The organism is Clostridium tarantellae (assembly GCF_009295725.1).
Classification (GTDB): domain Bacteria; phylum Bacillota; class Clostridia; order Clostridiales; family Clostridiaceae; genus Sarcina; species Sarcina tarantellae.
In genome coordinates this window covers 18760-31783 of sequence record NZ_WHJC01000001.1, presented here as the reverse complement: position 1 = coordinate 31783, position 13024 = coordinate 18760, and the positions used below count along the sequence as shown (strand labels likewise).

The following is a 13024-nucleotide window of genomic DNA, read 5'->3' as shown; positions in this document are numbered from 1 at the left end:
TAATAAAATATAATAAAAATTGTTATAAAAAAACAATAATATTTTATAATTAAACTTAAAAACATATAATTTGTTTTATTTAGACAAATTGAGTACTCTATTTATTTAAATATTTAACATAAAGAGGTGTATTTATGAAGAAATGTGCTATAATATTAGCAGCGGGACAAGGTAAGAGAATAAAATCTAATCTTCCAAAAGTACTTCACAAAGCATGTGGAAAAGAAATGGTAAACCATGTTGTGGATACTATGAGAAATGCCGATATAGAAGATGTAAATGTAATAGTAGGAAAAGGAGCTGAATTAGTTAAAGAAAAAACTAATTCTAGAAGTGTTTCTTATTCATTGCAAGCTGAACAATTAGGCACAGGGCATGCGGTAAAATGTGCTAAAGATTTTTTAGTAGGTAAAACGGGAGTTGTAGCTATATTTACCGGTGACGCACCGCTTATAAAAGCTGATACAGTAACAAAATTAATAGAAAAACATAAAGCAGAAAATAATTTTGCTACGTTATTAACATCTATTATAGATAATCCAACTGGTTATGGAAGAATAGTAAGAAGAAATGATAGTGTTGATAGGATTGTTGAACATAAAGATTGTAATAATGAAGAATTATCTATAAACGAAATTAATGCAGGCATGTATTGTTTTGATATAGAGTCATTATTAAATGCTTTAGATAAATTATCTAATAATAATGCTCAAGGTGAATACTATTTAACTGATGTAATAGAAATATTAAAATCAGAAGGTAAGAAAGTTGGAGCTATGATAACTGATTTTGAAGAAACTTTAGGTGTAAATTCAAGAGCAGAGTTATCAGTAGTAGAAAGTATACTTAGACAAAGAATAAATAAAAAACATTTAGATAATGGAGTAACAATTATTGATCCATTAAATACTTACATAGGTATTGATGTTGAAATTGGGCAAGATACAATTATATATCCAGGTAATGTTATTGAAGGTAACACTAAAATTGGAGAAGATTGTATATTATACCCTAATTCAAGAATTTCTGATACTGTAATAGGTAATAGAGTTGAAATCCAAAGTTCCGTTATATTAAAAAGTATTATTGGAGAGGATACAACTGTAGGTCCATTTGCTTACGTTAGACCTGAAAGTAATATAGGTAGCCATGTTAGAGTTGGAGATTTTGTTGAAATAAAGAAATCAAAAATAGGAAATAACACAAAAGTATCTCATTTAACTTATATAGGAGATGCTGAAGTTGGTGAAGGATGTAATTTTGGATGTGGTACTGTTGTAGTTAATTATGATGGTAAAAATAAATATAAAACAAAGATTGGTGATAATGCATTTATAGGATGTAATACTAATTTAGTTTCGCCAGTTGAAGTTAAAGATAACACATTCATAGCTGCGGGATCAACTATAACAAAAGAAGTATCAGAAGGATGTCTTGCAGTAGCTAGAGCTAAGCAAGTAAATATAGAAGGTTGGGTAAATAAAAGGAATCTTAAATAAGCATTAGTATAAAACAAATGCAAAAAAGAGCAATTATTTTAAGGAGGTCTTCATTACAATGGAAAATCATGCAAAGAACATTAAAGTATTTACAGGGAATTCACATCCAGTACTTGCTAAGGAAATAGCTAAAATATTAGGTGTATCACTTGGTGAGGCTAAAGTTTCTACTTTTAGTGATGGTGAAATATCAGTAGATATAAAAGAAACAGTAAGAGGATGCGATGTATTTATAGTTCAATCTACTTGCAGTCCGGTAAATAATAATTTAATGGAATTACTTATTATGATAGATGCTTTCAAAAGAGCATCTGCTGGTAGAATAAATGCAGTTATACCGTATTACGGATATGCTAGACAAGATAGAAAAGCTAAATCAAGAGACCCAATTACTGCTAAGTTAGTGGCTAACATATTAACAGCAGCAGGAGCAGATAGAGTTTTAACAATGGATTTACACGCTGCACAAATTCAAGGTTATTTTGATATACCAGTAGATCACTTATTAGGAGCACCGATATTAGCTGATTACTTTATAGAAAAAGGATTAATTGATAGAGATGATGTTGTTGTTGTTTCACCAGATTTAGGATCAGTAACTAGAGCTAGAAAGTTTGCAGATAAATTACATGCTCCAATAGCAATCATTGATAAAAGAAGACCAAAAGCAAATGTATCTGAAATAATGAATATTATAGGAGATGTTAAGGGGAAAATATGTATTCTTATAGATGATATGATTGATACAGCTGGAACTATAGCAAATGCAGCAAATGCATTAAAAGAATTAGGAGCTACTAATGTTTATGCTTGTTGTACTCATGGTGTTTTATCAGGTCCAGCTTTTGAAAGAATAAATGATTCTGCTATAGAGGAATTAGTTATGTTAAATACTATTGCATTACCAGAAGATAAAACTAATTCTTCAAAGTTTAAGTCATTGTCTGTGGCACCTTTACTAGCAGAAGCTATAGAGAGAATATATGATGATGAACCACTAAGTATTTTATTCCAAGATTTAAAATAGTGGAAAACTTAGTATTTATTAGAATTAACTAGGATAATATCCTAGTTAATTTTTTTATAGTTATAAGATTCTTTAAATATTGTATAATATAATTTATAAATGTATGTAGTTTATGGAGAAGCTTAATTTAATAAAGGATGAGTTATATGGCTAATTTAATAAAAAAAGTTTTACTTATTGATAATAATAAAAATTTGTATAAAGAGCTTAAAGATAACTTACAAATGAGCAGGTTTAACATTAATTTAATTAATAATTTTGATATTAAAGTAATAGAAGAAGAATTAGATTTAATAATTATAGATTTAGATTCTTCTTTTATTAATAGAATAAACATAATAAAATTAATTAGAAATAAAAGTGATGTACCTATAATTGCAGTTACAACAAAAGATTCTATTTTTGATAAGGTTTTAATTCTAGATATGGGAGCAGATGATTATATAGTAAAACCTTTTGATTGTAGGGAATTATTTGCTAGGATTAGAGCTATACTTAGAAGATATAAACATAAAGAAAATGATATTAAAAATAGAATAAGTTTTGAAGATCTTATAATAGATGCACAATCATATAAAGTAATATATAAAAATAAAGAATTAACAATGGCACCTAAAGAATTTAAATTATTATATTATATAGCTATAAATAATAATAAGGTATTTACTAGAGAAAAATTATTAAATGAAGTTTGGGGAGATGATTATTTAGGAGATTCTAGAACTGTTGATGTTCATATAAAAAGATTAAGAGAAAAATTAGGTAAAGAGAATGAGTGGAAAATAAAAACTATATGGGGAATTGGATATAAATTTGAGTTTAATAATAAAAAAAGTATTAAAGGAGTTAAATAATATATGTTTTTAATAGTTGGACTTGGAAATCCAGGTAAAGAATATGACATGACAAGACATAATATAGGATTTGAAGTTATTGATTATATTGCAGATAAGTATAATATTCAATTAAATAGGGTAAAATTTAAAGGTGTATGTGGAGAAGGTTTTATAGAAGGAAAAAAAGTTATTTTATTAAAGCCTACTACATATATGAATTTAAGTGGAGAAAGTATTAAGGCAATTATAGATTTTTATAAACTAGAAGAAGATGAAATTATAGTTATATATGATGATATAAGCTTACCAGTAGGAAAAATAAGGATAAGAGAAAAGGGAAGTGCTGGTGGACATAATGGAATAAAAAGTATAATACAGCATTTAGGCAATGATAAATTTCCAAGAATTAAAGTTGGTGTGGGACAACCTACTCACGATTTAATATCTCATGTTTTAGGAAAGTTTTCTAAAGAGGAGATAGAAGTATTGAGAAAGGTTATCCCTGTTTGTAGTGATTCAATATCTGAGAGTTTAAAAAAATCAGTTAAAGATTCTATGAATAAGTTTAATGGATTTACAATAGATTAATTTGAATGGTGGTGTTAAGGTGAGATTAAAGGGGTTAATAAACCCATTATTTGAAAATAAAAAATTTAAGAGCATACAAAAAAGTATAAATGAAAAGTTGTATCCTATAGAAGTTACAGGATTATCAGAGTCAGGGAAGAGTTATATTTTAGATGGTATTTATGAAAGTGTAAATAAACCTATAGTAATTGTTACACATAGCGATGTAGAAGCAAGAAATTTATATGAAGATTTAGGATTTTATACATCAAAAGTTTTTTATTTACCAACAAAAGAAACTGTATTTTATAATATAGATGCTATATCAGGAGATTTAAGATGGGCTAGATTAAAAGTAATAAAAGAAATGCTAGATACAAGTAAAAAAATAATAGTTACTTCCATAGAAGCATTTTCTTCAATATACACTCCATTAGATTTATATGAAAAACATAATTTTAAAATTCAAGTTGGTAACACATTAGATTCAAATGAGTTATTTCAGAAGTTAATAGAATGTGGTTATGAAAGAACAGAAATTGTAGAAGGAAAAGGTGAATTTTGTTTAAGAGGAGGAATTGTAGATATATATCCTCCGCATAGTAATTTTCCTTTTAGAATAGATATGTTTGATAATGAAATAGAATCTATAAAAACATTCAATGTTGAATCACAAAGAAGCATTGAAAAAGTAGATGCTATAGAAATTTTCCCCGCAAAAGAAACAATATTAAATGAAGAAATAATTAAAGAAGCTATAGGAAAAATAAGTAGTGAATTAAATGAAGTTAATTTATCTAGAAATAACAATGAAGAAATTTCAAATCGTATAACAGAAATAGTAAAAAGCAATATAGAGTTATTAAAAGAAAATGGTAGCTTTGAAACTATAGATAGTTATTTACCATTTTTCTTTGATAATCCTTCAACTTTATTTGATTATATTAAAGATTATATTATTATTGTAGATGATGCTCAAAGATGTAAGGGTAAATTAGAAAGTGTTTTATTTGAGTTTAAAGAAAATTATGAATCTTTTTTAGAAAGAGGTAACATATTACCTTCTCAAGGAAAGTTAATGTTAAATTTAGAAACTATATTAGGAAACTTTCAAGGCAAAGAAGTTATAGCAATAAATTCCTTTCATAAAGAAGATAGTTTTTTATCTAGTTATTTAAAAGTTGATTTTAATCAAATAACTCTTAATAATTATCAAGGACAATTAGATTTATTAATTGAAGAGATAAAAGATAAAAAATCTAATGGATTTAAAACATTAATACTTTCAGGAACTAAACTTAGAGGTGAACGATTAGTTGATACTTTAAGAGAAAGAAATATAGAAAGTGTTTATAGAGAGAATGTTGAAGAGATATTTGAAGGTGAGATAGCAATAACATTTGGTAATCAATTAAAAGGATTTGAATTTTCAGATTTAAAATTGTGTTTAATTTCAGATAAAGAAGTATTTGGTGAAGCTAAAAGAAAAATGCCTAAAAAGAAAGCAAATAAAAAAGGTGTTGCTAAAATAAGAAGTTTTGGTGAATTACGACCAGGAGATTATGTAGTTCATGTAAATAGTGGCATAGGTGTTTTTAAAGGTATAAAGCAAATAGAAGTTAATGGACATAAAAGGGATTATTTAGATATAGAATATTCTAAAGGTGATAAATTATATGTTCCAGTAGAACAATTAGATTTAGTTCAAAAATATATTGGTGCTGAAGGAATAGAACCTAAAATAAATAAATTAGGTGGAAATGAATGGCAAAAAGCGAAGGCGAAAGCTAGAAAATCTATAAATGATATAGCTGGAGATTTAGTTAAATTATATGCTGCTAGAGCTACTTTGAAAGGGCATAAATTTATTAAAGATACAGAATGGCAAAATCAATTTGAAGATGAATTTCCTTATGAAGAGACTCCAGACCAATTGACTTCTTTAGAAGAAATAAAAAAAGATATGGAATCTAATAAACCCATGGATAGATTATTATGTGGTGATGTTGGATATGGTAAAACAGAAGTTGCTATAAGAGCAGCATTTAAAGCTGTTATGGATGGTAAACAAGTTGCATTTTTAGTTCCTACAACTATATTAGCAGAACAACATTATAAAAATTTTATAAAAAGATTTAATGGATTTCCAGTTAAAATTGATATGATTAGTAGATTTAGAAGCAAAAAAGATCAAACGACTACATTACAATATTTAAAAGAAGGAAATATAGATATACTAATAGGTACACATAGGTTAGTATCAAAAGATATTCAGTTTAAAGATTTAGGACTTTTAATTGTTGATGAAGAACAAAGATTTGGAGTTACACAAAAAGAGAAAATTAAAAATGTTAAAAAAAATATAGACGTTTTAACATTAAGTGCTACACCTATTCCAAGAACATTGCATATGTCTTTAACTGGTGTAAGAGATATATCTGTAATAGAAACCCCTCCAGAGGATAGATATCCTATACAAACTTATGTAGTTGAGCATAATGATCAATTATTAAGAGATGCTATTCTTAGAGAAATAAATAGGGAGGGGCAAGTTTTCTTTGTTCATAATAGAGTAGAAAGTATACAATCAATAGCAAGCTATGTTCAAAATTTAGTTCCAGAATGTAAAACAAGTATTATACATGGACGGATGACTGAAAGACAGCTTGAAAAAGAAATGATAGGATTTATGAATAAAGAAAGTAATGTTTTGGTTTGTACATCAATTATAGAAACTGGAATAGATATACCTAATGTAAATACTATGATTGTTTATGATGCAGATAAAATGGGACTTTCTCAGCTTTATCAATTAAGAGGAAGAGTTGGTAGAAGTAATAGAGTGGCTTATTCTTATTTTGTATATCAGAAAGATAAAGTTTTGACGGAAGTAGCAGAAAAAAGACTTAAAGCATTAAAGGATTTTACTGAGCTAGGTTCAGGATTTAAGATTGCTATGAGAGATTTAGAAATTAGAGGTGCTGGAAACATGATGGGATCTGCTCAGCATGGACACATGTCATCTATAGGATATGATTTATATTGTAGAATGTTAGAAGATACAATCAAAATAATTAAAGGTGAAATTGATCAAGAACCTGTTGAAACAACAGTTGATATAAAAGTTGATGCATTTATATCATCAGACTATATAAATGATGAAACTCAAAAAATTGAAATTTATAAAAAAATAGCGGCTATAGAGAATGAAGAAGATTATTTATATGTGAAAGAAGAGTTAGAAGATAGATATTTATCAATTCCTCAAACAGTATTTAATTTAATGGATATAGCATATATAAAGAGCAAAGCTAGGTTGTTAAATATAGAAGAAATAAAAGAAAGAAATGAAGAAATTATCTTTACGTTTGAAAGTAGAGAAAGAACAGATAAAAGAATTTTTTTAAAGTTATTAGAAAAACATAAAAAGAATATATTGTTTAAATTTGGAGATAAACCGACCTTTAATTATCGTTTTAAAGATGTAAAAAAAGAAGATTTATTGAAAATATTTAAAGATATTTTAGATGAACTGGTGAAAAATAAAAACCTTAAGAAAAAGTAAATTGAAATATTATTGTAACATTGCTATACTAAAATTATTAGGTAATAGAATATTATGTAAAAAAGATTAAAAAGTGAGGTAACAAAATGGGTAAAGTTAAGAAGGTAGTAGCTGCAGCTTTGGTTGGAGCATTGATGTTTTCCGCTGTAGGGTGTGGAATGATTGAAAAAACAGAATCGGCAAAGCAAGGAACAGTAGTTGCTAAAGTTAATGGAGAAAAGATAACATTAGGTGATGTAGATAAAGAATTAGAATCAACATATAAAAGAATGGAACAGCAATATGGTGAAAATTTTAAAGAAGATCCAAAAGCAAAAGAGATGATTGTTAAAAGTAGAGAACAAGCTTTAGATTCAATGGTAACAGAAAAGGTATTAATAGCTAAAGCTAAAGAATTAAAGTTAGTGCCTTCAGATGAAGAACTAACTAAAGAAGTTAATCAAAAATTTGATGATTTAAAAAATAAATTAGGTGAAAATTTCCAAGCGGCTATGGATGCTGATGGATTTACAGAGGAAACTTTAAAAGATTATTTAAAGAATCAAATAATAGTAGAAAAAGCTGTTGACTATGCTGTTAAAGATATTGCAATTTCTGATGAAGATATTAAGTCATATTATGAGGAAAATAAAGAACAATTTAAGCAAAGCGCAGGAGCTAATATGAAACATATATTAGCAGCTACTGAAGATGAAGCTAAAGATATAAAAGCTAAAATAGATGCAGGAACAAGCTTTGATAAGTTATTTGAGGAATATAAAAATAATAAAGCTCAAGGTAAAAAACCTATAGCAGAGGATTTAGGATTTGTTGCTTATAATGAACAAAATTTTGATCCAGCATTTTTAGAAGGAGCTAAAAATTTAAAAGAAGGTGAAGTTTCAGCACCAGTTAAAAGCAGTTTTGGATATCATATAATACAAGCTACTGGTATTAAATCAGAGGAACATATACCAACTTTGGATGAATCAAAAGAAAAAATAAAAACTATATTAGAAAATCAAAAGAAAAGTGAAACTTTAAAAAATACAATTGAGACTTGGAAAAAAGAAGAAAAAGCTCAAGTGTCTAATGATAAATTAAATCAATAATAAAAGGGTACTGATAAATTTAAAATTTGTCAGTACCTTTTTTCTATTATAGGCAGAAAGTTAAATTTAATATAAATATAACCAATGTGTATAAAATTTGAAATAAATATAATACTAATATTGAAGTAAGAAAATAAAGTTTTTATAACAAGGGGTTTTATTAAAGGAGGAAATTACAAATGAAGGCAACAGGAATAGTTAGACGTATTGATGATTTAGGAAGAGTTGTTATTCCTAAAGAAATAAGAAGAACTTTAAGAATTAGAGAAGGAGATCCATTAGAAATATTTACAGATAGAGAAGGGGGAGTAATTCTTAAAAAATATTCGCCTATTGGAGAATTAACAGATTTTTCAAAAGAATATGCAGAATCACTTCAACAATCAATAGGACATATAGTACTTATTTCCGATAATGATGCATTTATATCAGTTAGTGGAGCGCCGAAAAAAGATTTCATTGAGAAAAAAATAAGTGATGAGTTAGAAAAAATAATGGAAAATAGAAAAGCTGTAGTTTTGGGTAAAGAAGGTAATAAAGTAATTCCATTATATACAGATGATGATGAAAATAAATATAGTTGTCAAGTTATAGCACCTATTATAGCAGAAGGAGATGCTATAGGATCAGTTATTATTTTATCTAAAGAAGGCGAAAACTTTGGAGAATTAGAAAAAAAATTAGTTGAAACTGCCGCAGCTTTTTTAGGAAAGCAAATGGAACAATAACAAAATATTTATTATGCCTACGAAAAAAAGTAGATTTAATAAATAGTCATAATGCCTCCAAATTTTAAATAATATAAAATAGTAAAGTTTTAAAATTTGGAGGTGTTTTATGAATAAGCAATCTCTTATTAAAGGAAGCTTAATACTTGCATGTGCAGGAATTTTAGCTAAATTTCTTGGTTTATTTTTTAGATGGCCTTTAATAATGCTTATAGGTGATGAAGGATTAGGATATTATCAAATGACCTATCCTTTATATATGCTTTTTATAGCTATATCAGCTGGTGTACCCACAGCTGTTTCTAAACTAGTATCTGAAAAAAACGCAGTTGGAAACAGGGAAGAAGTTTTTCAAGTTATAAAAGAAGCTTTAAAGGTAATGATATTTTTAGGAATAGGTATGACTTTATTTTTTAGTGTTTGTGGAAAATGGATTATAAATATTTTACAATGGGACCCTAAAGCATACTATTCAATAATAGGAATAAGCTTGGCACCATTGTTTATAGGAATTATGACACCATTAAGAGGATTTTTTCAAGGATTACAAAATATGACACCAACAGCTACATCTCAAATTATAGAGCAGATAGGTAGAGTTTCTTTTGGAGTTGGACTAGCCTTTTTGTTTTTTCCATTAGGAATAGAATATTCAGCAGGAGGTGCAGCTTTTGGAGCTGTAGCAGGAGGTTTATTTTCAACAATATATTTATTGCCTAAATATAGAAAAATAAAAAAAGAATTTAAAATAAAGAAAATAAAAAGTAATAATAAAATATTTAATGAAATAATAAAAGTTGCTTTACCAATATCTATTGGAGCAGCAGTTGGTAGTATAATGGGTGTTATAGACTCTATATTAGTTCCTCAAAAATTATTAGAATCAGGATTAAGTTCCCAAAACTCTACAATTTTATATGCACAATTAACTGGAAAAGCAACTGTTTTCACAAATATCCCCATGACTTTAGCGGTTTCTCTTTCAGCATCTATAATACCAATAATTTCAGAATTGTATACATTAAAAAATAGAAAACAGTTAGATAATAAAATAAATATGGCAATGAAATTATGTATGTTGGTAGCAATTCCTTGTTTTTTAGGATTATTTTTTATGGCAGAACCTATAATGAAATTAATTTTTCCAGGAAAATCTGAAGGATTTATAATATTAAAATATTTAGCTATAAGTGTACCATTTTTGGTTACAACTCATATAACTACTTCTATTTTACAAGGCACAAAATATTATTATAGACCTGTTATTAATTTAATGATAGGATGCTTTATAAAAGTATTATTAACCATAATTTTAGTACCAATAAAAAATATAAACATATATGGAGCAGTTATTGCTACTATAATAGCTTATTTGGTAGTAAGTATATTAAATGTTATTCATATGGAGAAAAAATTGAATTATAAATTGCAATATATGAACTTTTTTGTTAAACCTTTAATAGCTTCGTTAGGAATGATATGTGCAGTTATGTTATTTTATAATAATATAATTAAAATAAGCAGTAGTAATGGGTTAAGTTGCTTGATTTCTATATTAGTGGGTATTATTATATATGTAGTATTAATATTAGTATTAAAAATAATAGAGTATGATGATATAAAAAGAAAAGTTTTAATTAAAGTTAAAAAACGAATTTGATAAGTTAAAGCATATACTATAAATAGTCAGCTAATATTACTATTTTAGTATGTGTTTTTTTAATAAATATATTAAGGAGAGAGTTTATAATGCTTAAAATAATGGGATTAGGACCGGGGGCACCAGAAGCGTTAACTATTGGGGCTTTAAAAGAACTTAAAAAAAGTAATAATATTTATTTTAGAACAGAAAAGCATCCAACAGTTGATTTTTTAATAGAAGAAGGAATAAAATTTAATACTTATGATTTTGCTTATGAAAAATTTAATAATTTTGATGATGTATATAAGTATATAGCAGAAGATTTAATTGAAAAAATTAATAAAGAAGATAATTTAATTTATGCAGTACCAGGACATCCACTAGTTGCAGAAAAATCTGTTATAAATTTAATTTCATTATGTGATAAAAAAGATATAAAATATGAAATTTTACCAGCAGTAAGTTTTGTAGATGCAATGATGGAGAGTTTAAAAATAGATCCAACCGAAGGAGTAAAAATTATAGATGCTTTTGATATAGAAAATCAATTAATGGATAAGAGAGTTGGAACTATAATAACTCAAGTTTATAATAAATTTATAGCTTCAGAGGTTAAATTAAAACTTTTAGAAGCATATAATGATGATACAGAAATATATTTTGTAAGAGCAGCAGGAATAAAAGGATTAGAGAATATTAGAAAAATTCCTTTGTTTGAATTAGATTGGCAAGAAGATATAGATTATTTAACTTCAGTATATATACCAAAAGATTTAAATAATAAAAAGGATTTTTATGATTTTACTAGTATAATTGAAACTTTAAGAGGAAATGATGGGTGTCCTTGGGATAGAGAGCAGACACATAAAAGTTTAAAAAGTGCTTTAATAGAAGAATCTTATGAAGTCTTAGATGCTATAGATAATGAAGATGAGACAGCATTAATTGAAGAACTAGGGGATGTACTATTACAAGTGGTTTTTCACTCTAGTATTGGCAAAGAAGAGGGTTTTTTTGATATTAGTGATGTAATAGAAAATGTGTATAATAAAATGGTGTTTAGACATCCACATGTATTTGCTGATAGCAAGAATACCGATTCTAAAGAAGTCTTAAATAATTGGGATGAGCTGAAAAAGCAAGAAAAAGGTATAACATCTATAACTGATGAGATGAAAAGTATAGCAGAATCATTACCTAATTTAATAAAGGCTTATAAAGTACAAAATAAAGCTAAAAAAGTAGGCTTTGATTGGAATAATGTTGAAGATGCTATGGCGAAGGTTACAGAGGAGTTAGAGGAGATAAAACAGGTATATAAAGATGAAAACAAGTCAATAATAGAGGATGAAGTAGGAGATTTAATATTTGCTTGTGTAAATGTCTCTAGATTTTTAAATATTGATGGAGAATTAGCATTAAATAAAACTATAGAAAAATTTATAAGAAGGTTTTCTTATATAGAAGAAACCACTTTAAAAAATGATAAAAATTTAAAAGAATTATCTCTTATTGAAATGGATGAGCTATGGAATGAGGCTAAAAAATTAGAAAAAGAAAATAAAATTTAAAAGTACAAAAGAAAATTTATAGAAATTTAGATTTTTAAATAATTTTATTAATAAAGAAATAAGCTATTGACTATACAAAAGACTAAATATATTATATGATAATATAAGCTAGATTTAGTATTTTAACTCTTTATTAAAAAAGAGTGAATTTAAGGAGGATGTAAGAGTGAATAAAGCAGAATTAATAACAAGCATGGCTGAGAAAAGTAATTTAACTAAAAAAGATGCTGAAGCAGCTTTAAAAGCATTTATAGAAAGCGTTACTGAAACTTTAGAAAATGGAGATAAAGTTCAATTAGTTGGTTTCGGAACTTTTGAAACTAGAATAAGAGCTGAGAGAGAAGGAAGAAACCCAAGAACTAAAGAAACTTTAATAATTCCTGCATCAGTTGCTCCAGTTTTTAAAGCTGGTAAAGAATTAAAAGAAAGAGTTAACAAATAATTAGTTAATTAAAATTTATAATAGAGAACCCAAGATTTTCTTGGGTTCTCTAGCAA

10 protein-coding genes are annotated in these 13024 nt (G+C 26.7%); all 10 read left to right on the top strand.

The features are described from left to right. Window positions 1-134 precede the first annotated feature (134 nt). The 10 genes from glmU to GBZ86_RS00115 all read left to right on the top strand — a co-directional run bounded on the left by glmU (window position 135) and on the right by GBZ86_RS00115 (window position 12968). A complete protein-coding gene (gene glmU, locus GBZ86_RS00160) occupies window positions 135-1499 on the top strand; it encodes a bifunctional UDP-N-acetylglucosamine diphosphorylase/glucosamine-1-phosphate N-acetyltransferase GlmU (protein WP_152886599.1) in 1365 nt (454 codons plus the stop codon). Window positions 1500-1557: 58 nt separating this feature from the next. After that, complete coding sequence (locus tag GBZ86_RS00155; RefSeq protein ID WP_152886597.1) at window positions 1558-2526, top strand: ribose-phosphate diphosphokinase; 969 nt, start codon at window positions 1558-1560, stop codon at window positions 2524-2526. A gap of 146 nt (window positions 2527-2672) precedes the next feature. After that, window positions 2673-3380 (top strand): response regulator transcription factor, encoded by a 708-nt coding sequence (locus GBZ86_RS00150; protein WP_152886596.1) that lies wholly within the window; start codon window positions 2673-2675, stop codon window positions 3378-3380. A gap of 3 nt (window positions 3381-3383) precedes the next feature. After that, window positions 3384-3950 (top strand): aminoacyl-tRNA hydrolase, encoded by a 567-nt coding sequence (pth, locus tag GBZ86_RS00145; protein WP_152886594.1) that lies wholly within the window; start codon window positions 3384-3386, stop codon window positions 3948-3950. A 19-nt stretch (window positions 3951-3969) separates the two neighbouring features. Next, window positions 3970-7494, top strand: coding sequence for a transcription-repair coupling factor (gene mfd / locus GBZ86_RS00140; protein WP_327443284.1), 3525 nt, complete (start codon window positions 3970-3972; stop codon window positions 7492-7494). 86 nt (window positions 7495-7580) lie between these two features. Next, on the top strand, window positions 7581-8585 hold the full coding sequence (locus GBZ86_RS00135; protein WP_152886590.1) for a peptidylprolyl isomerase: 1005 nt from the start codon (window positions 7581-7583) through the stop codon (window positions 8583-8585). A gap of 179 nt (window positions 8586-8764) precedes the next feature. After that, entirely contained in the window at window positions 8765-9313 is a 549-nt protein-coding gene (gene spoVT / locus GBZ86_RS00130) for a stage V sporulation protein T (RefSeq protein ID WP_152886588.1), read from the top strand. Window positions 9314-9422: 109 nt separating this feature from the next. Beyond that, on the top strand, window positions 9423-10973 hold the full coding sequence (locus tag GBZ86_RS00125) for a putative polysaccharide biosynthesis protein (RefSeq protein WP_152886586.1): 1551 nt from the start codon (window positions 9423-9425) through the stop codon (window positions 10971-10973). Window positions 10974-11062: 89 nt separating this feature from the next. Then, a complete protein-coding gene (gene yabN, locus GBZ86_RS00120; RefSeq protein WP_152886585.1) occupies window positions 11063-12526 on the top strand; it encodes a bifunctional methyltransferase/pyrophosphohydrolase YabN in 1464 nt (487 codons plus the stop codon). Window positions 12527-12692: 166 nt separating this feature from the next. Continuing rightward, window positions 12693-12968, top strand: coding sequence for an HU family DNA-binding protein (locus GBZ86_RS00115; RefSeq protein ID WP_327443279.1), 276 nt, complete (start codon window positions 12693-12695; stop codon window positions 12966-12968). Window positions 12969-13024 lie beyond the last annotated feature (56 nt).